The sequence below is a fragment of the Klebsiella sp. G-Nf4 genome, from assembly GCF_002810615.1.
In the GTDB taxonomy this organism is placed as follows: domain Bacteria; phylum Pseudomonadota; class Gammaproteobacteria; order Enterobacterales; family Enterobacteriaceae; genus Klebsiella; species Klebsiella variicola.
This window is the reverse complement of sequence record NZ_PION01000002.1, coordinates 17,210-39,906: the sequence shown is the minus strand read 5'-3', so window position 1 is coordinate 39,906 and position 22,697 is coordinate 17,210. Positions and strand designations below refer to the sequence as shown.

The window sequence follows — 22,697 nt, the reverse complement described above, 5'->3', positions numbered from 1 at the left end:
TTTGTGCCGGGTCATTTTTTATTTTCAGGAGTCGTCATGGCCGGGGAACACGTCATTTTACTGGATGAGCAGGATCAACCTGCCGGTATGCTGGAGAAGTATGCCGCCCACACGCTTGATACCCCTTTGCATCTCGCGTTTTCCTGCTGGTTGTTTAATCAGCAGGGTCAGTTTCTGGTCACCCGTCGTTCGCTGGGCAAAAAAGCCTGGCCCGGTGTGTGGACCAACTCAGTCTGCGGACACCCCCAGCAGGGCGAGACCTTCGAGCAGGCCGTCACACGCCGCTGTCGTTTCGAGCTCGGCGTGGAGATCGCCGATATCGCGCCGATTCACCCGGCCTTCCGCTACCGGGCGGTCGCCCCGAACGGTATCGTTGAGAACGAAGTGTGTCCGGTGTATGCCGCGCGCGTAGTGAGCGAAGTGCAGCCTAACGATGATGAAGTCATGGACTATCAGTGGGTTGACCTGCCAACCATGTTAAGCGCGCTGGCCGCTACGCCGTGGGCGTTTAGCCCGTGGATGGTGCTGGAAGCCGAAAACCAGGACGCCCGCCAGGCGCTGATCGATTTCGTTGCGCATCTGCGCGCGTAAGCTGACTATTCTCGCAGCTGCCCCCCTACCTGTCATCATTGCCTGGCGGCGCTACGCATGCACAGGCCTACGGTTCTGCGCCGTTACGTAGCCCGGATAAGGCGTTTACGCCGCTATCCGGGATCCCCCGGCTTGCGCTGCGCTGAGCCGGGCTACGCCAGGCTTCGGACCTCACATCAGACATAAAAAAACCCGGCAAGCCGGGTTTTTTGTCTTTCGCGAGACGCGATTATTTCTGCGGACGCATCGCCGGGAACAGGATCACGTCGCGGATGGTGTGGCTGTTGGTGAACAGCATGACCATACGGTCGATACCGATACCCAGACCAGCGGTCGGCGGCAGGCCGTGTTCCAGCGCGGTGACGTAGTCTTCGTCGTAGAACATCGCTTCGTCGTCGCCAGCAGCTTTCGCATCAACCTGATCCTGGAAGCGCTGCGCCTGGTCTTCGGCGTCGTTCAGCTCGCTAAAGCCGTTACCGATCTCACGACCGCCGATGAAGAATTCAAAGCGGTCGGTGATTTCCGGGTTCTCATCGTTACGGCGCGCCAGCGGAGAAACTTCTGCCGGATATTCGGTGATGAAGGTCGGCTGAATCAGATGCGCTTCCGCCACTTCTTCGAAGATCTCGGTCACGATACGGCCCAGACCCCAGCTCTTCTCAACTTTAATGCCGATGGACTCAGCGATCGCTTTCGCGGAATCGAAGTTATCCAGATCCGCCATCTCGGTTTCCGGACGGTATTTCTTGATCGCTTCACGCATGGTCAGTTTTTCGAACGGCTTGCCGAAGTCGAACACCTGGTCACCGTAAGGCACGGCGGTGTTACCGAGGATATCCTGCGCCAGGGTGCGGAACAGGGATTCGGTCAGCTCGATCAGATCTTTGTAATCCGCGTACGCCATATAGAGTTCCATCATGGTGAACTCTGGGTTATGACGAACGGAAATCCCTTCGTTACGGAAGTTACGGTTGATCTCGAAGACGCGTTCGAAGCCGCCAACCACCAGACGCTTGAGGTACAGTTCCGGCGCGATACGCAGATACATGTCCAAATCCAGCGCATTGTGATGGGTGATGAACGGACGCGCGGAAGCGCCGCCCGGGATCACCTGCATCATCGGGGTTTCCACTTCCATAAAGCCGCGGCCAACCATGAACTGACGGATACCCGCCAGGATCTGCGAACGCACTTTGAAAGTATTGCGGGATTCATCGTTGGAGATCAGATCGAGGTAACGTTGACGATAGCGCGCTTCCTGATCCTGCAGGCCGTGGAATTTGTCCGGCAGCGGACGCAGGGCTTTGGTCAGCAGACGCAGCTCGGTGCAGTGAATGGACAGCTCGCCGGTTTTAGTCTTGAACAGCTTACCGCGGGCGGCGATGATGTCGCCGAGATCCCATTTTTTGAACTGGTCGTTATAAACGCCTTCCGCCAGGTCATCACGCGCGACGTACAGCTGAATGCGGCCGCCAACGTCCTGCAGGGTAACGAAAGACGCTTTACCCATGATACGACGGGTCATCATGCGGCCAGCAACGGCCACTTCAACGTTCAGCGCTTCCAGCTCTTCGTTTTCTTTCGCATCGAAGTCAGCGTGCAGTTGGTCAGAGGTATGGTCACGACGGAAATCGTTCGGGAAAGCGACGCCCTGCTCACGCAGCGCAGCCAGCTTCTCACGGCGGGTTTTCAGTTCATTATTAAGGTCAATTGCCGCGTCAGCGCCCTGTGCTTGTTGTTCAGACATGTTGGTTCCTCATAACCCTGCTTTCAAACTTGCTTCGATAAATTGGTCCAGGCTGCCGTCGAGCACCGCCTGAGTGTTGCGGGTTTCCACCCCGGTACGCAGATCTTTAATACGCGAGTCGTCCAGCACGTAAGAGCGGATCTGGCTGCCCCAGCCGATGTCGGACTTGTTGTCTTCCATCGCCTGCTTCTCGGCATTTTTCTTCTGCATTTCCAGCTCATAAAGCTTCGCTTTCATCTGCTTCATGGCCTGGTCTTTGTTCTTGTGCTGTGAACGGTCGTTCTGGCACTGCGTCACTAAGCCGGTCGGAATGTGGGTGATACGCACCGCGGATTCCGTACGGTTAACGTGCTGACCGCCCGCGCCGGATGCGCGATAAACGTCAATGCGCAGATCCGCCGGGTTGATTTCGATATCAATATCGTCATCCACTTCCGGATAAACGAACGCCGAGCTAAAGGAGGTATGACGACGGCCGCCGGAATCGAACGGGCTTTTACGCACCAGGCGGTGAACACCGGTTTCCGTACGCAGCCAGCCATAGGCGTAATCGCCAATGATTTTGATGGTCACGGATTTAATGCCCGCGACTTCACCTTCGGATTCTTCGATGATTTCGGTCTTAAAGCCGCGCGCTTCCGCCCAGCGCAGGTACATGCGCGTCAGCATGCTGGCCCAGTCCTGGGCTTCGGTGCCGCCAGAACCGGCCTGAATGTCGAGGTAGCAATCGGCGCTGTCGTATTCGCCGGAGAACATGCGGCGGAACTCAAGCTGCGCCAGCTTCTCTTCCAGCCCGTCCAGCTCAGCAACCGCTTCGTTGAAGGTCTCTTCGTCTTCGGCTTCAACCGCCAGCTCCAGCAGACCAGCCACGTCTTCCAGCCCCTGGGACATCTGATCCAGGGTATCCACGATGGCTTCCAGGGAAGAACGCTCTTTACCCAGCGCCTGGGCGCGTTCAGGTTCGTTCCAGACGTCCGGCTGTTCCAGCTCGGCGTTTACTTCTTCGAGACGCTCTTTCTTGGCATCGTAGTCAAAGATACCCCCTAAGAACGTCGGAGCGCTCCGTGAGGTCCTGAATGCGGTTTTTTACCGGATTTATTTCAAACATGGTCGGTTTCTTTTAATGGATTTGTCAAAATGCGGTGATAAGAGCGGAATTCTACCGGATTCGCGCCCTTATTAATACACTGTTGTCAATTTGGCCAGAGGTGATCGATGATCAGCTGTAGGCTGCGGTTGCCGCGGAACTCGTTGATGTCGAGCTTGTAGGCTAACTGCACTTCGCGCACGCCGTTGTCCGGCCAAATGGAAGTATCAACGTTGAAAGCAATACCGTCCAGCAGCGGGCCGCCGCCAACCGGTTCGACCATCACTTTCAGGTGACGCTCGCCTACCAGCCGCTGCTGCAGCAGGCGAAAACGGCCATCAAACAGCGGTTCCGGGAACATCTGCCCCCATGGTCCGGCATCGCGCAGCATCTGCGCCACTTCCATGCTCATCTCCGCCGCTGCCAGCGGGCCGTCGGAGACCACCTCGCCCTGCAATAATGCCGGATCCAGCCATTCGGTCACCAGCTCGCCGAAGCGCTGCTGAAACTCCTCAAAGCGCGCCTCTTCCAGCGATAAGCCCGCCGCCATCGCGTGGCCACCGAACTTCAGGATCAGCCCCGGATAGAGCGTATCCAGGCGCTCCAGCGCATCGCGCATGTGCAGCCCCTGAATGGAGCGTCCGGAGCCTTTGAGCGTGCCGTCGCCGGTAGGCGCAAAAGCGATAACCGGGCGATGGAAGCGCTCCTTAATCCGCGAGGCGAGAATGCCGACTACCCCCTGATGCCACTGCGGATGATACATCGCCAGCCCGCCGGGCAGGGTGTCGCTGCTGCGCTCCAGTTGCTGACACAAGGTCAACGCCTCGGCCTGCATTCCCTGCTCGATCTCTTTGCGCGTCTGATTAAGCGCATCGAGCTCGTTGGCTAACACGCGCGCTTCGCCGATGTTATCGCACAGCAGCAGCGCCACGCCGACGGACATATCGTCCAGCCGCCCCGCCGCGTTCAGGCGCGGCCCGAGGGCGAACCCGAGGTCGCTGGCGGCCAGTTTTTGCGGATCGCGGTTGGAAATTTCCAGCAGCGCTTTAATGCCTGGGCGACATTTACCGGCGCGAATACGGCTTAATCCCTGCCAGGTCAGAATGCGGTTATTGGCATCCAGCGGCACGACGTCCGCGACGGTGCCAAGCGCCACCAGATCCAGTAGCTCAGCCAGGTTTGGCGCGGCGATACCGCGGGCGTCGAACCAGCCTTTATCGCGCAGGAAGGTACGCAGCGCCAGCATCAGATAGAACGCCACCCCGACCCCGGCCAGTGATTTCGAGGGGAAATCACACTCGCGCAGGTTAGGGTTAACGATGGCCTCGGCCGCCGGTAGCGTCTCGCCCGGCAGATGGTGATCGGTCACCAGCACCGGAATGCCCAGCGCATGGGCATGGTCGACGCCGGCATGTGACGAAATGCCGTTGTCGACGGTCATGATCATCTGCGCGCCACGGGCGTGCGCCTGATCGACCACTTCCGGGCTTAAGCCGTAGCCGTCTTCAAAACGGTTCGGCACCAGATAGGAGACGTTGCCGTAGCCCAGCGCACGTAAGGCGAGCACGCTGAGCGCGGTGCTGGTGGCGCCGTCGGCGTCAAAATCGCCGACCACGACAATGTGCAACCCATTCTCGAAAGCGTCGTGCAGCATCTCAACCGCTTTTTCAACACCGGTGAGCTGCGTCCACGGCAGCATGCCTTTGACGCTGCGCTCCAGCTCCTGCGCACTGCGCACCCCGCGGCTGGCGTACAGCCGCTGCAGCAGCGGCGGCAGGTCGGCGGGGAGATCGACGCCGTCAACCGCCTCACGGCGGCGTAGTTGTATCTGTTGTTTCACGCGAATCAGTTACCGCTTGTCTGTTTTTTATGCTCGTCGAGGAACGCTTTCAGCTCTTTCGGCCCCTGATAGCCCGGCAACACCATACCGTTGCTGAGGACCATCGCCGGGGTACCGTTGACGCCCATCTGCACGCCGAGTGTGTAATGTTTGGCGATATCCACGCTGCAGCTTGCCGGCTGTACGCCTTTGCCGTTCATAGCGTCATCCAGCGCTTTGTTGCGATCTTTCGCGCACCAGATGGCTTTCATGTCCTGCTCGGCCTGGCTTTGCAGCCCCTGGCGCGGGAAGGCCAGATAGCGCACGGTAATGCCCAGCGCGTTGTAGTCGCTCATCTGCTCGTGCAGTTTATGGCAGTAGCCGCAGGTGATATCGGTAAAGACGGTAATGACGTGCTGCTCCTTCGGCGCTTTATAGACAATCATCTCGTTGCTCAGCGCGTTCAGCTTACCGACCAGCAACTGGTTGGTGACGTTGACCGGCTGCGCGCCGCTCACATCGTACATCGGCCCCTGGATGATGTGTTTGCCATCGTCAGTGACGTACAGGACGCCGCTGTCGGTCAACACCGTGCTCATCCCGGAAACCGGCGACGGTTGGATATCGGTACTCTGCACACCCAGCTTCGCCAGCGACTGTTTGATCGCCGCGCTATCGGCATGCGCCGCGCCGGAAAGCGAGGCCGCCAGCAGAGTGAACATCAATAAACCTTTTTTCATACTCAGTCCTTTTGTTCAGCACTCACGCCCGCGGGTGGTGCTGTTGATGAAGTTGTCGCAGACGCTCGGTCGCCACGTGGGTGTAGATCTGCGTGGTGGAGAGATCGCTGTGTCCTAACAGCATCTGCACCACGCGCAGGTCGGCGCCGTGATTGAGCAAATGCGTGGCGAAGGCATGGCGTAATACGTGCGGGGAGAGCTTCGCGCTGTCGATCCCCGCCAGGACGGCATAGTGTTTAATGCGGTGCCAGAAGGTCTGGCGCGTCATCTGCTGCGCGCGCTGGCTGGGAAATAATACATCCGAGGCCACGCCGTTCAGCAGCCACGGGCGACCGTATTCGAGGTAATTTTCCACCCACATTACCGCCTCTTCGCCCAGCGGCACCAGCCGTTCTTTGTTGCCTTTACCAATGACCCGCAACACGCCCTGACGCAGGCTGATATCGCTCATCGTCAGGCCAACCAGCTCCGAGACGCGCAGGCCGGTGGCATACAGTACCTCCAGCATCGCCTTATCGCGTAATTCCAGCGGTTGCTCCACCAGCGGCGCCTGCAGCAAGCGTTCAACCTGCGCCTCGCTGAGATCTTTCGGCAACCGCTGCGGCAGCTTCGGCGAAGCCAGCAGCGCGCTGGGATCGTCCGGGCGAATTTTCTCCCGATACAGATGCTGGAAGAACCGGCGCACGGCGCTGAGCAGCCGCGCGGTGCTGGTGGCTTTGTAGCCGCCGGACTGCCGCTCGGCCAGTAGCGCCTGCAGATCGTCGCTGCCGACGCTTACCAGCGACAGGCCGCGATGGTGCAGCCACTCGACTAACATCGTCAGATCGCGACGGTAGGCGCTGAGCGTATTCTCCGCCAGATTCCGCTCCAGCCAAAGGGCATCGAGAAACTGTTCGATTTGTGCCAGATCCTGTTTCACATCGGCCTCTTTGTTCGTTATACGGTCTCATTATGCCTTAAGAGGCCGCCTTTCTGGTACACTGGGCGCAATTCACGGCAAGAATTGAGACGTTTACGCGATGAATATAGGTCTTTTTTACGGCTCCAGTACCTGCTACACCGAAATGGCTGCGGAGAAAATCCGCGATATCATCGGCCCCGAGCTGGTGACGCTGCACAATCTGAAAGACGATTCCCCCGCGCTGATGAGCCAGTACGACGTACTGATCCTCGGCATCCCGACCTGGGATTTCGGCGAAATTCAGGAAGACTGGGAGGCGGTCTGGGAGCAACTGGATACCCTGGACCTGGAAGGCAAAATCGTCGCGCTGTACGGCATGGGCGATCAGCTGGGCTATGGTGAATGGTTCCTTGACGCACTGGGCATGCTGCACGACAAGCTGGCGACCAAAGGCGTGAAATTTGTCGGCTACTGGCCAACCGAAGGCTATGAGTTCACCAGTCCAAAACCGGTTATCGCCGATGGCCAACTGTTCGTTGGCCTGGCGCTGGATGAAACCAATCAGTACGACCTGAGCGACGAGCGCATCCAGAGCTGGTGCGAGCAGATCCTCGGCGAAATGGCCGAACACTTCTCCTGACGCCGCTTACTCCTGCGCCGGTTTTTGCAGCACCAGCCGGCGCAAATCTCGCCATTCTCCGGCATCCATGCTATCCGCCGCCAGCCACAGATGCTGCCCGCGCCGGGTATCGACATGGCGTAACCGCAGCAGCATACCGCTATTGATGACCCACGGCGTCCCGAGGATCTCCCATTCGGCGTTTTGCCAGCGAAGACGGGAATCGGTGAGCAGTTTTATCTCTCCGCGACGGGCATGGATCCGCCGCTGGCTGCGCACGCAGTCAAACACCACCAGCGACAACAGCAGCAGCCAGATCGGGGTGTAGCTCAGCGGCCAGGGGACCAGCAGCACCAGCGCCGCCACAACGCCGTGGAGCAGCAGGGAAAACCACTGCGCGCGCCAGGAGATACGGAGATCAGATTGCCACAGGACCACGTTCCCGATTCCGTGTCTGAATTAAGGTTACCATCCGCTGCAGCTCCGCATCGGCCGGTTTGCCGTGATTCATCAGCCAGTTGAATAGATCCGGATCGTCATTTTCCAGCAGGCGAATGAACAGCTGTTTGTCAGTATCGCTGAGCGTATCGTACTCATACTCAAAGAACGGCATGATGGAGATGTCGAGTTCGCGCATCCCGCGGCGGCATGCCCAGTGGATACGTGCTTTATTGTTAATGTCCATGTTGACCTTCCAGCAGCAAAATATAGGTTAGTTTAACCCGTTTTATGCCGTAACTTTACAGGAATATCGCTGAATGCGAGCATCATTCCATAAAAACCATAAAATAATGATGGGCTTATTGATTCCCTGCGTCAGGCGGCTGTCTCACGCCAGCGCACAAATGGCCTGTTGAAAGCACTTGCAATGCACTATAGCTCTTTTACCATTGGTCACACACACTGCGTTAAGCGATTCAGGATATGACTATGGCTTTTACACCTTTTCCTCCGCGTCAGCCTTCCTCTTCCGCTCGTCTGCCGTTAACGCTGATGACCCTGGATGATTGGGCGCTGGCGACGATTAGCGGGCCGGATAGCGAAAAATATCTGCAGGGCCAGATTACCGCCGATGTGAGCAGTCTCACCGATGCTCAGCATCTGCTTGCCGCCCACTGTGACGCCAAAGGCAAGATGTGGAGCAACCTGCGCGTGTTCCGCCGCGACGGCGGCTTCGCATGGATCGAGCGCCGCAGCCTGCGCGACGTGCAGCTGACCGAACTGAAAAAATATGCCGTCTTCTCTAAAGTCACCATCGCCGCCAACGACGATCTGGTCCTGCTGGGGGTGGCCGGCTTCCAGGCGCGCGCCGCGCTGGCGCCGTTGTTCGCCGCCCTGCCCGACGCGGCCACCCCGGTGGTCAGCGAAGGCGCCACCAGCCTGCTGTGGTTTGACCATCCGGGCGAACGCTTCCTGCTGGTGACTGATGTCGACACCGCTAACCGTGTTACCGACGCGCTGCGCGGCGAAGCACAGCTCAACAACAGCCAGCAGTGGCTGGCGCTGAATATTGAAGCCGGTCTGCCGGTTATCGACAGCGCCAACAGCGCGCAGTTCATTCCGCAGGCGACCAACCTGCAGGCGCTGGGCGGTATCAGCTTCAGGAAAGGCTGCTACACCGGCCAGGAAATGGTCGCGCGGGCGAAATTCCGCGGCGCCAATAAGCGCGCGCTGTGGACGCTGTCAGGGACCGCCAGCCGGGTGCCGGAAGCCGGGGAAGATCTGGAGCTGAAAATGGGCGACAACTGGCGCCGCACCGGGACGGTGCTGGCGGCGGTTCAGCTGGATGATGGCCGTCTGCTGGTGCAGGTGGTGATGAATAACGATATGGAGCCGGACAGCGTGTTCCGCGTGCGCGACGATGCCGGCAGCCTGCGCATCGAACCGTTGCCCTATTCGCTGGAAGAAGAGTAGTAAGGCGTCATGATTCCCGGCTTGCGGCGCTTGCGCCTTAGCCAGGCTACCAGGCCGCAGAATGTCAGCGCCACCGTGGGATTTCCAGGTCGCAGAGTATCGTAGCCACGGTAAGCGTAGCGCCACCGTGGAAGTAGTCAGAACGAGTCACCAAAAAGCCCCTGTTGGGGCTTTTTGTCAGTGTTGACCGATGTAAAGATAGATCGCCAGGAAGTGACACACGCTGCCGCCGAGCACGAAGCCGTGCCAGATAGCGTGGTTATAGGGAATACGTTTGCAGACGTAGAAGATGACCCCAAGCGAGTACACCACCCCGCCAACCGCCAGCAGCGTTACGCCGCCCACCGCCAGCTTCACTGCCAGCTGATAGACCACGATAAGCGACAGCCAGCCCATGGTCAGATAAGTCACCAGCGACAGAATTTTAAAGCGGTGCGCGATGGTCAGCTTAAACAGGATCCCCAGCAGCGCCAGGCTCCAGATGACGATCATCAGCCCCTTCGCCAGCGGTGAATTCAACCCCACCAGCAAGAACGGCGTGTAGGTCCCGGCAATCAACAGGTAGATAGCGCAGTGGTCGAACTTTTTCAGCCACTGTTTCGCCCGCTGATGCGGGATAGCGTGATAGAGCGTGGAGGCGAGGAACAGCATAATCATGCTGCCGCCGTACAGGCTGTAGCTGGTGATCGCCGTTGCGCTGGCGTTCGTGTCTACCGCCTGCACCAGCAGCAACACGAGGCCGACAATACCGAACACCAGCCCGATCCCGTGACTGATACTGTTGGCAACTTCCTCTGCCAGAGAATATCCCTGAGTGATTAATGGTTTGCGCACCATATTTGACTCCGTGAAAACAAGAACGCTTTCATTGCCCACTTAGGGTAACTGAGAATGATTCCAGTGAACACCTGTTAGCTAAAATAAAACGATGTATATTTGTAAATACATTAAAATCATAATGTTACAATATTATTTCAACTAACAGCTGTGCTGCTTTTATTTAAAGGCGTTTGAATTCAATAACATAAAACCGTTCTTCCGTAGGATAGATTTCCCTAATCACCTGCCGCAGTTGTTCGAGGGTCATATTCTCCTGCCGGGCATGCTGTTCAGTTAGCGTATCGAGCGTCACCGTCGAGGTGGCGGTCACGGCGATGGTGCAAAAATAGCCGTCATCTTCATAGCGCCCAACGCGCAGGACGTCACCCGGTTTAAAATGCGATTCCGCCGCATCGCGGATGGTAATCGTTTTGCGCCCGGCGAGGATGTCGTCCTGAAAGCGCTGAAAAAAGGTAATGTCATTGGCCTGCATGATATAATTCCGTCCTGGTCATTATGAATTGTGAGTTCGCCACTGTGAGTATGTTCTCCCACGCCGCTGTCGCCAGTCTCAATAATCTTGAGATGATGGTCTACCACTACGTCATTAAGAATCGTGACAAAGTGATGTACATGACCATCCGCGAACTGGCCGAAGCCGCCGGGGTCTCCACCACCACCGTGTTGCGCTTCTGCCGCAAACTGCAGTGCGAGGGCTACTCTGAATTTCGCGTACGCTTTAAATTATATCTTGAGCAGAATGAGCCTCAACAGGCAAATATCGGCGCCAGCGAAATAATGAGCTTTTTTAAAAGCGTCAATAATGACGAGTTCGATGCGTTACTCGAACAGGCGGTCGATATTATTCTCGCCTCCGAACGTATTATTTTCGTCGGTGCCGGCACCTCCGGCGCGCTGGCGAAATATGGCGCACGCTTCTTTTCCAACGTCGGTAAATTCAGCAACCATATTGACGACCCCTATTTCCCGGTAACCAATGATATGGCCCGTAACGCGCTGGCGATCGTGCTTTCCGTCTCCGGCGAAACCGAAGAGATCCTGCGCTTCGCCAGCCAGTTCAGCCTGCACCGCTGCAAGGTGATGTCGATTACCAGCCACGAGCATTCGCGGCTGGCGAAACTGGCTGATTTCAATCTCTCGTGGCACGTGCCGCAGACGCGTATTGGCGGCGTCTACGATATTACGACGCAAATTCCGGTGATCTATATCCTTGAATCGCTGGGACGTAAATTAGCGCGCAAAATCAGCTAAAAATAACAGCCTGTTTTTTCGATGTAACATATTACGTTTGGCGGGATTTGTTATATCGTGACATTCAATTTCGCTTTGCTAGACTCAATCGCAATAGTGATTCAGAGAGATTAGCAAAGATGAAAAAATTGACTCTTCCAAAAGACTTTTTATGGGGCGGCGCGGTCGCCGCGCATCAGGTTGAAGGCGGCTGGAATAAAGGCGGCAAAGGCCCGAGCATCTGCGACGTTTTAACCGGCGGGGCGCACGGCGTACCGCGCGAAATCACCCACCAGGTCGAAGCGGGTAAATATTACCCTAATCATGAAGCGGTCGATTTCTACGGCCACTACAAAGAAGACATCAAGCTGTTCGCCGAGATGGGCTTCAAGTGCTTCCGCACCTCTATTGCCTGGACCCGCATCTTCCCGCAGGGCGACGAAACTCAGCCGAATGAAGAAGGGCTGCAATTCTACGATGACATGTTCGATGAACTGCTGAAGTACAACATCGAACCGGTGATCACCCTTTCCCACTTTGAAATGCCGCTGCATCTGGTACAGCAGTACGGCGGCTGGACCAACCGCAAAGTGGTCAATTTCTTTGTGCGCTTCGCCGAAGTGGTCTTCGAGCGCTATAAGCACAAAGTGAAATACTGGATGACCTTTAACGAGATCAATAACCAGCGCAACTGGCGCGCGCCGCTGTTCGGCTACTGCTGTTCCGGCGTGGTCTATACCGAGCATGAAAATCCGGAAGAGACCATGTACCAGGTGCTGCATCACCAGTTTGTCGCCAGCGCGCTGGCGGTGAAAGCGGCCCGTCGTATCAACCCGGATATGCAGGTCGGCTGCATGCTGGCGATGGTCGCCCTCTACCCTTATTCCTGCAAACCGGAAGATGTCATGTTCGCCCAGGAGTCGATGCGCGAACGCTACGTCTTTACCGATGTCCAGTTGCGCGGTTACTACCCGAGCTATGTGTTGAATGAATGGGAACGCCGTGGCTTCAACATCAAAATGGAAGACGGCGATGCGCAGATCCTGCGCGAAGGCACCTGCGCCTATCTCGGCTTCAGCTACTACATGACCAACGCGGTGAAAGCCGAAGGCGGTACCGGCGACGCCATTTCCGGCTTCGAAGGCAGCGTGCCGAACCCGCACGTGAAAGCCTCCGACTGGGGCTGGCAGATTGACCCGGTTGGCCTGCGCTACGCCCTGTGCGAACTGTATGAGCGCTACCAGAAGCCGCTGTTTATCGTGGAAAACGGCTTTGGCGCCTACGACAAAGTCGAAGCCGACGGCAGCATCAACGATGACTACCGCATCGATTATCTGCGCGCTCACGTCGAAGAGATGATTAAAGCGGTGACTTATGACGGCGTCGATCTGATGGGCTATACCCCATGGGGCTGCATCGACTGCGTCTCCTTCACCACCGGACAGTACAGCAAACGCTACGGCTTCATCTACGTCAATAAACACGACGACGGCACCGGCGATATGTCCCGCTCGCGCAAGAAGAGCTTTAACTGGTACAAAGAAGTCATCGCCAGCAACGGCGAGAATCTGTAACTGACCGCCCTCTCCCGGCCGGGAGGGGGCAAATCACTTATCCGCCAGACACTTCTTTACAGCTTTACCATTGCCAAAACGCGTTCGCCCGATAAGATAGGCCGCGTGAATATTTGAGGCGATCATGATTAAGCGACAACGCAAAGCCATTCTTTTTGTCCTCCTGGCCTGTCTGGTGGTGCTGACCTGCACCGCCCAGCGGATGGCCGGGATGCACGCGCTGGTCATGAACCTCACCGCCGACAGCCCGTCGCTACAGCAAAACCAGGATAAGGCCGAGGCGCCGGTCACGCCGTGCGAGCTCAGCGCCAAGTCGCTGATGGCCGTTCCGCCGATGCTGTTTGAAGGGGCGCTGTTGGCTATCACTCTGCTGCTGGCGGTGCTGGCGGCGATCCCGCCGCGTATCGAACGCCAGTGGCCTCCCCGCGTTATCTCCTCACCCCGATTGCGGGTGCATCTGCGATTATGCGTCTTCCGTGAGTGATTAATTCTCCTGACAGCTCAGGTTAATTTATTACTTACGGAGAAAATTTATGTTTATGGTATTCAGGCGACTGCTGGTCTGCCTGCTTTGGCTATGGCTGCCCGTCAGCCAGGCCGCCGATAGCGGCTGGCTGCGCGTCGCCGACAATCAACACGCCAGCGTGCGCCTGCGGGCGCAAACCGAGAGCAATGGCGACACCCGCCTGCTTTTAGACGTGGCGCTGGAAAAAGGCTGGAAAACCTACTGGCGTTCGCCGGGCGAAGGCGGCATCGCGCCGGCTATCGCCTGGCGCACGCCGCTGGAGGTGAACTGGCGCTGGCCGACGCCGCAACGCTTCGACGTCGCGGGTATTTCCACTCAGGGGTATCACGGCGACGTCAGCTTCCCGATAACCCTGCGCGGGAAAATACCGCCGACGCTTAGCGGCGTCCTGACGCTCTCTACCTGCAGCAATGTCTGCATTCTCACTGACTACCCCTTTTCGCTGGATATGACGGCTCCGGCGGGAGAGCAATTTAATTACGATTTCACCCGCGCGATGGGCACGCTGCCGCTGCGCGACGGTCTCACCTCGGCGCTTAGCGCCAGCTACGTCAGCGGCAAACTGACGGTGACCGCCCGCCGCGATGCCGGCTGGCAGCAGCCAGCGCTGTTTATCGACAGCATGGAGGATGTCGATTTCGGTACGCCGAGTTTTACCAGCCGCGGCGATACGTTAACCGCCACCGTACCGGTCACCGATAGCTGGGGCGAAGCGGCGCCGGACCTGAGCGGCAAAACGCTGTCGCTGGTGCTGGCCGATAGCGGCCAGGCGCAGGAAAGCCAGATCGCCATCAGTGCCGGCAGTACCGCGCCGGGGCTGGCGTTAGGTTGGGTGCTGCTGATGGCGCTGGCCGGCGGACTTATTCTCAACATCATGCCTTGCGTGCTGCCGGTGCTGGCGATGAAACTCGGCTCATTGGTGCAAACCGAACGTCGTGAACGCGGCGCGGTGCGGCGGCAGTTCCTCGCCTCGGTATGCGGGATCGTCGTCTCCTTCCTGGCGCTGGCGCTGATGATGACCGCGCTACGCTTAGGTAATCAGGCGATCGGCTGGGGGATCCAGTTCCAGAACCCGTGGTTTATCAGCGCGATGGCGCTGGTGATGGTGCTGTTCAGCGCCAGTTTATTGGGACTATTCGAAATCCGTCTCTCCTCCAGCGCCAGTACCTTCCTCGCCACCCGCGGCGGCAACGGCTTGATGGGCCATTTTTGGCAGGGCGCCTTCGCCACCCTGCTGGCGACGCCCTGTACCGCGCCGTTCCTCGGTACCGCCGTGTCGGTGGCGCTGGTGGCGCCGTTGCCGCTGCTGTGGGGGATTTTCTTCGCCATGGGGATCGGCATGAGCCTGCCGTGGCTGCTTATTGTCGCCTGGCCGGGGCTGGCGCAACGACTTCCACGTCCAGGCCGCTGGATGAATCATCTGCGCGTGGTGTTGGGGCTAATGATGCTTGGTTCAGCACTATGGCTGGTCAGCCTGCTGACGATCCACATCGGCCGCACGCCGGTGCTTACCCTGCTGGTGATTCTGGCCATCGGCCTGCTATTGGCCACCGCCTGGCGCTACCGCTGGCGTACGGCGCTGCGCGCGAGCGCCCTGGCCATCGTGGTGGCGGGCGCCGTCGCCTTTGTCGCCCAACAGGACGGCCAGGGCCCGCGCCGCGACCGGGTTAACTGGCAGCCGCTCAGCGAGCAGGCTATCGCTAACGCCCTTGCGGAGCATAAACGGGTATTTATTGATGTCACCGCCGACTGGTGCGTGACCTGTAAAGCCAATAAATACAACGTGCTGCTGCGCGATGACGTCCAGCGGGCGCTGTTAGCGCCAGACGTAGTCGCCTTACGCGGCGACTGGAGCCGCCCCTCCGCCACGATTAGTCAGTTTTTAACCGCTCGCGGCAGCGCCGCGGTGCCGTTTAACCAGATTTACGGACCGGGATTGCCGCAGGGACAGATCCTGCCTGCGCTGTTAGACCGCGAACACCTTCTCGCCACCCTGTCCGCCGCTAAAGGAAAATAACATGAGAGCTATCACCGCCTTATTGCTGCTGTGCGTATCGGCCTTCAGCTTCGCCGCCCCGGCGGAAGAACCGCAAGCAAACGGTAATGACCAGTTAGCCCAACTGCTGTTTAACGATCCGAACAGCCCGCGCACCGGCGCGAAAGAACCAAAGCTCACGATCGTCTCATTTACCGATTACAACTGCCCTTACTGCAAACAGTTTGATCCGATGCTGGAAAAAATCGTCCACGATAATCCGGACATTCAGCTCATCATTAAGCTGCTGCCGTTTAAAGGGCAGAGTTCGGTGAATGCCGCTAAAGCCGCGCTCTCCACCTGGCGTCAACAGCCCGATAAGTTCTGGGCGCTGCATCAGCGGCTGATGGCGAAAAAGGGCTATCACGATGACGCCAGTATCGCCGCGGCGCAGAAGAAAACCGCCACCGATAGCGTCAGTGTCGATGACAAGACCATGGACTCGCTGAAGATGAACCTAATTTTGTCGCAGGTGCTGAATATTCAGGGCACCCCGGCAACCATCATCGGCGATCAGATGGTGGCCGGCGCGATCCCTGCTGATGAGCTGGACGGGCTGGTGAAAGAACAGCTGGCGAAAGCCCGTGGCCAGTAAAATCAGGCGCTGGCTGCGCGAGCTGGCGGTGTGGCTGCTGATTGGCGCGGCGGTGAGCCTGGCGGTAGATTATTTCCGCCAGCCCGCGTTGCCGCAAAACATCAGCGCCACGCCGCTACAAACCCTCGACGGCAGGACGCTGGATCTGAACGCCATGAGCCAGCAAAAGCCGCTACTGCTGTACGTCTGGGCGACCTGGTGCGGGGTTTGTCGCTATACCACGCCGTCGGTGGCATCGCTCGCCGCCGACGGCGGCAATGTGCTAACGGTAGCCCTGCGTTCCGGCGATAACGCCGCGCTGGAGAAGTGGCTGACAAGGAAGAAAATGGCGCTGCCGACGGTGAATGATCCAAGCGGCCAGCTGGCGCGGCAGTGGGACGTGCAGGTGACGCCAACGCTGGTGTTCATTTCTCAAGGCGAGGTGAAGTCGGTTACCACCGGCTGGACCAGCAGTTGGGGAATGCGTCTGAGACTGTGGCTGGCCTCCTGGTAGATCGTCGGTTTCCCCGGCTTGCGTTGTTGGGTAGCCCGGATAAGGCGTAGCCGCCATCCGGGAAGGTTTCCCCGGCTCGCGCTGCGCTCAGCCGGGCTACGGGTACGCATCGTTGGGTAGCCCGGATAAGGCGTAGCCGCTATCCGGAAAGGTTACCCTGTAGGCCCGGCAAGCGCAGCGCCGCCGGGCAATTGACATCAGCGGGTTATTTCCCCCCCGCCAGTTCAAGGAAACTGCCCGTCACATACGACGCTTTGTCGCTCAGCAGCCAGGCAATGGCCTGAGCGACCTCTTCCGGCTGGCCGCCGCGCTGCATCGGCAGCGAATGCTTCACTCGATCCACGCGTCCTGGTTCGCCGCCGGAGGCGTGCATTTCGGTATAAATCAGCCCCGGACGCACGCCGTTCACCCGGATCCCCTGCGCCGCCACCTCCAGCGCCAGCCCGGTGGTCAGGGTATCTACCGCTCCCTTTGAAGCGGCATAGTCAACGTACTCCCCCGGCGCGCCAAGGCGCGACGCCGCCGACGACACGTTAACTATCGCCCCACCCTTGCCGCCATGCCGATGCGACATACGCTTGACCGCCTCACGGCAGCAAAGGAAATAACCGGTGACGTTGGTGGCCAGCACGCGGTTAATACGCTCGGCGCTCAGGCTCTCCACCGTACATTGGGTAAACAGGATCCCGGCATTGTTGACCAACGCCGCCAGCGGTTCGCCCATGCGGTCAATCGCCTCAAACATCGCCATCACCTGAGCTTCATCGCTGATATCCGCCCGCAGCGCCGCGGCTTTGCCGCCAGATTCAACAATGGTATTGACCACTTCGGTGGCAGCTTTAATGTTGTGATGGTAATTGACCGCGACGGTATACCCTTCCTGCGCCAACAGCAGCGCCGTCGCCCGGCCTATTCCGCGGCTCGCGCCGCTAATCAGTGCTATCGCCATACCTTCCCTCCAAAAAATAAAGGCGCCGCAGCGCCTTTAAAAGTTTAGCTAATTCACCACTTACTGGTATTCGCTCATCGGGACGCAGGAGCAGAACAGGTTTCGGTCGCCGTAGACATCGTCCAGACGTTTTACCGTCGGCCAGTACTTGTTGTGCAACCCTGCCGGGAATACCGCCAGCTCGCGGCTGTACGGATGGTTCCACTCGCTCACCAGCTCGCCCTGGGTGTGCGGCGCGTTCACCAGCGGGTTATCTTCCAGCGGCCATTCACCAGCTTTAACGCGATCGATTTCCGCGCGGATCGCCAGCATCGCGTCAATAAAGCGGTCCAGCTCGACCTTGCTTTCCGATTCCGTAGGCTCAACCATCAGCGTCCCGGCAACCGGGAAGGACATGGTCGGCGCATGGAAACCAAAGTCGATCAGACGCTTGGCGATATCCAGTTCACTGATGCCGGTCTCTTCTTTCAGCGGGCGAATATCGAGAATACATTCGTGCGCCACGCGACCATCGCGACCGGTATAGAGCACCGGGTAGGCATCTTTCAGACGGGTAGCGATATAGTTGGCGTTAAGGATCGCGTTCTGGCTCGCCTGTTTCAGTCCTTCCGCGCCCATCATGCGGATATACATCCAGCTGATCGGCAGGATGGAAGCGCTGCCGAACGGCGCGGCGGAGACCGCGCCCTGACGGGTCAGCATGCCTTCAATCTGCACCACGCTGTGACCCGGCACAAACGGCGCCAGGTGTGCTTTCACGCCGATTGGCCCCATACCCGGACCGCCGCCGCCGTGCGGAATACAGAAGGTTTTATGCAGGTTGAGGTGCGAAACGTCAGCGCCGATAAAGCCTGGAGAAGTGATCCCGACCTGGGCGTTCATGTTGGCGCCGTCGAGATAAACCTGGCCGCCGAACTGATGCACTATCTCGCACACTTCACGGATGGTCTCTTCATACACGCCGTGGGTCGACGGATAGGTGACCATGATGCAGGAGAGGTTCGCCCCTGCCTGCTCTGCTTTTTCACGCAGATCGGCAAGATCGATGTTGCCGTTTTTGTCGCAGGCAACGACCACCACCTGCATACCCGCCATCTGCGCGGAAGCCGGGTTGGTGCCGTGCGCGGAGCTTGGGATCAGGCAGATATCGCGATGGCCTTCGTTGCGGCTCTCGTGATAGTGGCGAATCGCCAGCAGGCCAGCATACTCGCCCTGCGCGCCGGAGTTCGGCTGCATACAGACGGCGTCATAGCCGGTCAGTTTAACCAGCCAGTCAGAAAGCTGGGCGATCATCTGATGATAACCTTCCGCCTGCTCGACCGGGCAGAACGGGTGCAGCTCGGCAAATTCCGGCCAGGTGATCGGGATCATCTCCGCCGCGGCGTTCAGTTTCATGGTGCAGGAGCCCAACGGGATCATCGCCTGGTTCAGCGCCAGATCTTTACGCTCCAGGGCGTGCATGTAGCGCATCATCTCGGTTTCGCTATGGTAGCGGTTAAACACCGGATGGGTGAGGATCGCATCGTCGCGCAGCATCGCCGCCGGGATCGAACGGCTATCCAGCGCCACGTCTTTATCCAGAGTATCGATATCCAGACCGTGATCGTCGCCGACGATGGCGCGGAACAGGTTCAGCACATCTTCGCGGGTGGTCGCTTCATCGAGCGTAATGCCCACCGCGCCGTGAATATCGCTACGCAGGTTAATCTGCAGCGCTTCGGCACGCGCCAGCACCGCGGCTTTATCCGCCACTTCGACGCAAAGGGTGTCGAAGTAGTGCGCATGGCGCAGCTTCAGCCCTTTCTTCTGCAGGCCGTCGGCCAGAATGTCGGTCAGGCGATGAATGCGGCCAGCGATACGTTTCAGGCCCGCCGGGCCGTGGAATACCGCGTACAGGCTGGCGATGTTGGCCAGCAGAACCTGCGAGGTACAAATGTTGGAGTTCGCTTTCTCGCGGCGGATATGCTGCTCGCGAGTCTGCATCGCCATGCGCAGCGCGGTATTCCCCGCCGCATCTTTCGATACGCCGATAATCCGGCCCGGCATGGAGCGTTTGAATTCATCTTTCGCCGCGAAGAAGGCCGCGTGCGGGCCGCCGTAGCCCATCGGCACGCCGAAGCGTTGGGCGGAACCGAAGACGATATCCGCGCCCTGCTTGCCCGGCGCCGTCAGCAGCACCAGCGCCATAAAGTCAGCGGCGACGCTGACAATCACTTTGCGCGCTTTCAGCTCGGCGATCAGTTTGCTGTAATCGTGGATTTCACCGGTGGTGCCCACCTGCTGCAGCAGCACGCCGAAGACATCCTGGTGATCGAGCACTTTGTCGGCGTCATCGACAATCACGTCGAAGCCGAAAGTTTCCGCGCGGGTGCGCACCACGTCCAGGGTTTGCGGATGGACATCGGCGGCAACGAAGAAACGGTTGGCGTTCTTCAGTTTACTGACGCGTTTGGCCATCGCCATCGCTTCGGCGGCGGCGGTGGCTTCATCGAGCAGCGAAGCGGAAGCGATATCCAGCCCGGTCAGATCCAGCGTGACCTGCTGGAAGTTGAGCAGCGATTCCAGACGGCCCTGGGAGACTTCCGGCTGGTAAGGGGTATAGGCGGTGTACCAGCCCGGGTTTTCCAGCATGTTACGCTGAATGACCGGCGGCAGCTGCACGGCGGTATAGCCCATGCCGATGTAAGACTTGAAGCGCTTGTTGCGACCGGCAATCGCCTTCAGCTCCGCCAGCGCGGCGAATTCGGTAGTCGCGTCGCCCACCTGCGGTGGGGTCGCCAGCTGGATATCCTGCGGCACAATCTGGCCAATCAGGGCGTTAAGCGAATCCGCGCCGACGGTCTTCAGCATCTCTTGCTGCTGCTGAGCGTCCGGGCCAATGTGACGTTCAATAAAGGCGTCGCGGTTTTCAAGCTGACTTAAAGTCTGAGTCATGAGCGATGGTTCCTGAAACGTGCGGTGAATCGTGATTGTCTGACTGGTTTGCCCGGCAAGCGCTGATGCTTACCGGGCCAGAATACGCAAAATCATTCGCGTTGCAGGAAGGCGGCGACACAGCGACTCCCCGGGGGCTTACAACAGTAAGTGACCGGGGGGAGCCAGGAAGCCAACGCCTCTGCAGCGTGAAGGATGAAGCGTATTTATTCGTCTTCTAATAAAGCTTCATAAGCGGTCGCATCCAGCAGCGCGGCAACTTGCGCTTCGTCGCTGGCTTTAATTTTGAAGATCCAGCCGTCGGTATACGGGTCGCTGTTGACCAGTTCCGGAGAGTCGTTCAGCTCTTCGTTGACGGCAACGATTTCACCGCTAATCGGCGCGTAGATATCAGAAGCCGCTTTCACGGATTCAGCAACGGCGCAATCGGCGCCCGCTTCAACGGTGGCGCCCACTTCCGGCAGGTCAACGAAAACCATATCGCCAAGCAGCTCCTGCGCGTGCTCGGTGATCCCGACGGTATAGGTGCCGTCCGCTTCTTTACGCAGCCATTCGTGTTCTTTGCTGTATTTCAGTTCTGCTGGTACGTTGCTCATCAATTCATCTCCAAAAAAGGGAAATCACACAATGGCTTTGCCATTGCGTACAAAACCAGGTTTAGTCACTTTTACCGGCATTTCACGGTTACGAATTTGCACCACCGCGGTGTCGCCAATCCCGGCCGGCACGCGAGCCAGCGCGATGCTGTAGCCCAGCGTCGGCGAGAAGGTGCCGCTGGTGATAATGCCTTCTTTTTGATTACCGTCGCTATCGGTAAAACGTACCGGCAGGCCACCGCGCAGGACGCCTTTCTCGGTCATCACCAGGCCCACCAGCTGCTCGGTGCCTTTTTCGCGCTGCATTTCCAGCGCTTCGCGGCCGATGAAGTTACGATCGGCGGGCTCCCAGGCGATAGTCCAGCCCATGTTCGCCGCCAGCGGCGAGACGCCTTCGTCCATCTCCTGGCCGTACAGGTTCATCCCGGCTTCCAGGCGCAGGGTGTCGCGCGCGCCAAGACCACACGGCTTAACGCCGGCGTCCAGCAGACCGCGCCAGAAATCAGCCGCCTGCTCGTTCGGCATCGCAATTTCATAACCCGCTTCGCCGGTATAACCGGTGGTGGCGATAAACAAGTCGCCGGACTGCACGCCAAAGAACGGCTTCATGCCTTCCACAGCCTGACGCTGAACGTCGGTGAACAGCGTCGCCGCCTTCGCTTTCGCCTGCGGACCCTGGACCGCGATCAGCGACAGATCGTCGCGAACGGTAATTTCAAGGCCGTAGGGTTCAGCTTGTTCGGAGATCCAGGCGAGGTCTTTTTCGCGGGTGGCGGAGTTAACAACGAGGCGGAAATAATCTTCAGAAAGGAAATAAACAATCAGGTCATCGATGACGCCGGCGGAGGCGGTCAGCATGCCGGTGTAGAGCGCTTTGCCTGGGGTGGTCAGCTTCGCCACATCGTTGGCCAGCAAATAGCGCAAGAACTCGCGGATCCGGCTGCCGTGGAAATCGACGATGGTCATATGCGACACATCGAACATCCCTGCATCGCCGCGCACCGCGTGGTGCTCATCAATCTGGGATCCGTAATGCAGCGGCATCATCCAGCCATGGAAATCCACCATGCGAGCGCCGCACAGCGTGTGTTGTTCATACAACGGAGTCTGTTGAGCCATCTTTTCCTCATCGAATAAAACGGAACCAGCCACGAGATTGTCGGCGATTTTGCGCCACGAAATTCGGCGACGGCACCGCTGACGGACGCCGACGCAAACGTTCTCTTTTGCCTGAACTTACCACCGAACCCGGCGCTAAACCATAAGCTCATTCAGGGCATCACATTAGCTTATGACTAAAATCCGCCGAAAAGCCTACAGAGTTATTGACTGGAAAAAAGCGATTTATGCCACATAAAATTAACATCAAGCTTTCATCGATAAGGCAATGATGGTGTTTTATGCGATTTTACGGCCCTAATTTCTTTAACAAAAAAAAGAGAGCATTAATAAAACTAATGCGAAAAAAGAGGTGAAATTAGAATATTTCAAATGAGGGAGAAAACCC

22 protein-coding genes are annotated in these 22,697 nt (G+C 58.3%); 9 read left to right on the top strand and 13 right to left on the bottom strand.

Features of this window, described 5'->3' with window-relative positions:
* Window positions 1-36: 36 nt before the first annotated feature.
* On the top strand, window positions 37-591 hold the full coding sequence (idi, locus tag CWM57_RS06265) for an isopentenyl-diphosphate Delta-isomerase (RefSeq protein WP_061153361.1): 555 nt from the start codon (window positions 37-39) through the stop codon (window positions 589-591).
* Between the two features lie 229 nt (window positions 592-820).
* Here the strand turns inward: idi and lysS are convergent, their stop codons facing one another.
* From lysS to xerD, 5 genes are all read right to left on the bottom strand, one after another.
* Window positions 821-2,338, bottom strand: a complete 1,518-nt coding sequence (gene lysS, locus CWM57_RS06260; RefSeq protein WP_061153360.1) for a lysine--tRNA ligase — start codon at window positions 2,336-2,338, stop codon at window positions 821-823.
* A 9-nt stretch (window positions 2,339-2,347) separates the two neighbouring features.
* Window positions 2,348-3,446 (bottom strand): peptide chain release factor 2 gene (gene prfB, locus CWM57_RS06255; RefSeq protein WP_100631279.1). Its coding sequence is split into 2 segments (ribosomal slippage): window positions 2,348-3,370 and window positions 3,372-3,446, totalling 1,098 coding nucleotides; the frame shifts between segments, so codons are not numbered across the junction.
* 85 nt (window positions 3,447-3,531) lie between these two features.
* Window positions 3,532-5,265, bottom strand: coding sequence for a single-stranded-DNA-specific exonuclease RecJ (gene recJ / locus CWM57_RS06250; protein ID WP_074387616.1), 1,734 nt, complete (start codon window positions 5,263-5,265; stop codon window positions 3,532-3,534).
* 5 nt (window positions 5,266-5,270) lie between these two features.
* Complete coding sequence (gene dsbC, locus CWM57_RS06245) at window positions 5,271-5,984, bottom strand: bifunctional protein-disulfide isomerase/oxidoreductase DsbC (RefSeq protein WP_061153358.1); 714 nt, start codon at window positions 5,982-5,984, stop codon at window positions 5,271-5,273.
* Window positions 5,985-6,006: 22 nt separating this feature from the next.
* Window positions 6,007-6,903 (bottom strand): site-specific tyrosine recombinase XerD, encoded by an 897-nt coding sequence (xerD, locus tag CWM57_RS06240; protein ID WP_043876074.1) that lies wholly within the window; start codon window positions 6,901-6,903, stop codon window positions 6,007-6,009.
* A 100-nt stretch (window positions 6,904-7,003) separates the two neighbouring features.
* Here xerD and fldB point away from each other — a divergent pair, with 100 nt between their 5' ends.
* The gene (gene fldB / locus CWM57_RS06235; RefSeq protein WP_008806427.1) at window positions 7,004-7,525 is read left to right on the top strand and encodes a flavodoxin FldB; all 522 of its coding nucleotides are present in this window, start codon (window positions 7,004-7,006) and stop codon (window positions 7,523-7,525) included.
* Between the two features lie 6 nt (window positions 7,526-7,531).
* On the opposite strand, the gene CWM57_RS06230 is transcribed toward fldB, so the two are convergent.
* Entirely contained in the window at window positions 7,532-7,942 is a 411-nt protein-coding gene (locus tag CWM57_RS06230; RefSeq protein ID WP_002916310.1) for a protein YgfX, read from the bottom strand.
* Complete coding sequence (gene sdhE, locus CWM57_RS06225) at window positions 7,923-8,189, bottom strand: FAD assembly factor SdhE (protein ID WP_043520925.1); 267 nt, start codon at window positions 8,187-8,189, stop codon at window positions 7,923-7,925. Before sdhE ends, CWM57_RS06230 begins: the two co-directional genes overlap by 20 nt.
* A gap of 245 nt (window positions 8,190-8,434) precedes the next feature.
* On the opposite strand from sdhE, the gene ygfZ reads away from it, so the two are divergent.
* Window positions 8,435-9,418, top strand: a complete 984-nt coding sequence (ygfZ, locus tag CWM57_RS06220) for a tRNA-modifying protein YgfZ (RefSeq protein WP_100631278.1) — start codon at window positions 8,435-8,437, stop codon at window positions 9,416-9,418.
* A gap of 177 nt (window positions 9,419-9,595) precedes the next feature.
* Here the strand turns inward: ygfZ and trhA are convergent, their stop codons facing one another.
* Together trhA and yqfB are read right to left on the bottom strand one after the other, a co-directional pair.
* Window positions 9,596-10,255, bottom strand: coding sequence for a PAQR family membrane homeostasis protein TrhA (gene trhA, locus CWM57_RS06215; RefSeq protein ID WP_061153356.1), 660 nt, complete (start codon window positions 10,253-10,255; stop codon window positions 9,596-9,598).
* A gap of 163 nt (window positions 10,256-10,418) precedes the next feature.
* A complete protein-coding gene (gene yqfB / locus CWM57_RS06210) occupies window positions 10,419-10,730 on the bottom strand; it encodes a N(4)-acetylcytidine aminohydrolase (RefSeq protein ID WP_074387613.1) in 312 nt (103 codons plus the stop codon).
* A 50-nt stretch (window positions 10,731-10,780) separates the two neighbouring features.
* Here yqfB and CWM57_RS06205 point away from each other — a divergent pair, with 50 nt between their 5' ends.
* The 6 genes from CWM57_RS06205 to CWM57_RS06180 all read left to right on the top strand — a co-directional run bounded on the left by CWM57_RS06205 (window position 10,781) and on the right by CWM57_RS06180 (window position 16,711).
* Window positions 10,781-11,509 carry a MurR/RpiR family transcriptional regulator gene (locus CWM57_RS06205; protein WP_061156320.1) on the top strand — a complete coding sequence of 243 codons (729 nt, stop codon included), beginning with the start codon at window positions 10,781-10,783 and terminating at the stop codon, window positions 11,507-11,509.
* 119 nt (window positions 11,510-11,628) lie between these two features.
* Window positions 11,629-13,062: a 6-phospho-beta-glucosidase BglA gene (bglA, locus tag CWM57_RS06200; RefSeq protein WP_074387612.1), complete on the top strand. Its 1,434-nt coding sequence runs from the start codon at window positions 11,629-11,631 to the stop codon at window positions 13,060-13,062.
* A 124-nt stretch (window positions 13,063-13,186) separates the two neighbouring features.
* Window positions 13,187-13,546 (top strand): copper resistance protein, encoded by a 360-nt coding sequence (locus CWM57_RS06195; RefSeq protein ID WP_100675795.1) that lies wholly within the window; start codon window positions 13,187-13,189, stop codon window positions 13,544-13,546.
* A 49-nt stretch (window positions 13,547-13,595) separates the two neighbouring features.
* Entirely contained in the window at window positions 13,596-15,605 is a 2,010-nt protein-coding gene (locus CWM57_RS06190; RefSeq protein ID WP_100675794.1) for a protein-disulfide reductase DsbD family protein, read from the top strand.
* A 1-nt stretch (window position 15,606) separates the two neighbouring features.
* Window positions 15,607-16,218, top strand: coding sequence for a DsbA family protein (locus CWM57_RS06185; protein WP_100631276.1), 612 nt, complete (start codon window positions 15,607-15,609; stop codon window positions 16,216-16,218).
* Entirely contained in the window at window positions 16,208-16,711 is a 504-nt protein-coding gene (locus CWM57_RS06180) for a protein disulfide oxidoreductase (RefSeq protein ID WP_100675793.1), read from the top strand. The genes CWM57_RS06185 and CWM57_RS06180 overlap by 11 nt, the downstream gene beginning before the upstream one ends.
* A 205-nt stretch (window positions 16,712-16,916) precedes the next feature.
* On the opposite strand, the gene CWM57_RS06175 is transcribed toward CWM57_RS06180, so the two are convergent.
* From CWM57_RS06175 to gcvT, 4 genes are all read right to left on the bottom strand, one after another.
* Complete coding sequence (locus tag CWM57_RS06175) at window positions 16,917-17,660, bottom strand: SDR family oxidoreductase (RefSeq protein WP_100675792.1); 744 nt, start codon at window positions 17,658-17,660, stop codon at window positions 16,917-16,919.
* Between the two features lie 60 nt (window positions 17,661-17,720).
* Entirely contained in the window at window positions 17,721-20,594 is a 2,874-nt protein-coding gene (gene gcvP, locus CWM57_RS06170) for an aminomethyl-transferring glycine dehydrogenase (RefSeq protein ID WP_100675791.1), read from the bottom strand.
* A gap of 206 nt (window positions 20,595-20,800) precedes the next feature.
* Window positions 20,801-21,190 (bottom strand): glycine cleavage system protein GcvH, encoded by a 390-nt coding sequence (gene gcvH, locus CWM57_RS06165; protein ID WP_023290979.1) that lies wholly within the window; start codon window positions 21,188-21,190, stop codon window positions 20,801-20,803.
* Window positions 21,191-21,214: 24 nt separating this feature from the next.
* Window positions 21,215-22,309, bottom strand: coding sequence for a glycine cleavage system aminomethyltransferase GcvT (gcvT, locus tag CWM57_RS06160; protein WP_086070687.1), 1,095 nt, complete (start codon window positions 22,307-22,309; stop codon window positions 21,215-21,217).
* Window positions 22,310-22,697: the final 388 nt, after the last annotated feature.

What these genes read in the sequence shown, in the direction of transcription:
- idi (WP_061153361.1), top strand. Translation starts at nt 37, where the DNA reads ATGGCCGGGGAACACGTCATTTTACTGGATGAGCAGGATCAACCTGCC.
- lysS (WP_061153360.1), bottom strand. Translation starts at nt 2,338, where the DNA reads ATGTCTGAACAACAAGCACAGGGCGCTGACGCGGCAATTGACCTTAAT.
- dsbC (WP_061153358.1), bottom strand. Translation starts at nt 5,984, where the DNA reads ATGAAAAAAGGTTTATTGATGTTCACTCTGCTGGCGGCCTCGCTTTCC.
- fldB (WP_008806427.1), top strand. Translation starts at nt 7,004, where the DNA reads ATGAATATAGGTCTTTTTTACGGCTCCAGTACCTGCTACACCGAAATG.
- sdhE (WP_043520925.1), bottom strand. Translation starts at nt 8,189, where the DNA reads ATGGACATTAACAATAAAGCACGTATCCACTGGGCATGCCGCCGCGGG.
- ygfZ (WP_100631278.1), top strand. Translation starts at nt 8,435, where the DNA reads ATGGCTTTTACACCTTTTCCTCCGCGTCAGCCTTCCTCTTCCGCTCGT.
- trhA (WP_061153356.1), bottom strand. Translation starts at nt 10,255, where the DNA reads ATGGTGCGCAAACCATTAATCACTCAGGGATATTCTCTGGCAGAGGAA.
- yqfB (WP_074387613.1), bottom strand. Translation starts at nt 10,730, where the DNA reads ATGCAGGCCAATGACATTACCTTTTTTCAGCGCTTTCAGGACGACATC.
- CWM57_RS06205 (WP_061156320.1), top strand. Translation starts at nt 10,781, where the DNA reads ATGTTCTCCCACGCCGCTGTCGCCAGTCTCAATAATCTTGAGATGATG.
- bglA (WP_074387612.1), top strand. Translation starts at nt 11,629, where the DNA reads ATGAAAAAATTGACTCTTCCAAAAGACTTTTTATGGGGCGGCGCGGTC.
- CWM57_RS06195 (WP_100675795.1), top strand. Translation starts at nt 13,187, where the DNA reads ATGATTAAGCGACAACGCAAAGCCATTCTTTTTGTCCTCCTGGCCTGT.
- CWM57_RS06190 (WP_100675794.1), top strand. Translation starts at nt 13,596, where the DNA reads ATGTTTATGGTATTCAGGCGACTGCTGGTCTGCCTGCTTTGGCTATGG.
- CWM57_RS06185 (WP_100631276.1), top strand. Translation starts at nt 15,607, where the DNA reads ATGAGAGCTATCACCGCCTTATTGCTGCTGTGCGTATCGGCCTTCAGC.
- CWM57_RS06175 (WP_100675792.1), bottom strand. Translation starts at nt 17,660, where the DNA reads ATGGCGATAGCACTGATTAGCGGCGCGAGCCGCGGAATAGGCCGGGCG.
- gcvP (WP_100675791.1), bottom strand. Translation starts at nt 20,594, where the DNA reads ATGACTCAGACTTTAAGTCAGCTTGAAAACCGCGACGCCTTTATTGAA.
- gcvH (WP_023290979.1), bottom strand. Translation starts at nt 21,190, where the DNA reads ATGAGCAACGTACCAGCAGAACTGAAATACAGCAAAGAACACGAATGG.
- gcvT (WP_086070687.1), bottom strand. Translation starts at nt 22,309, where the DNA reads ATGGCTCAACAGACTCCGTTGTATGAACAACACACGCTGTGCGGCGCT.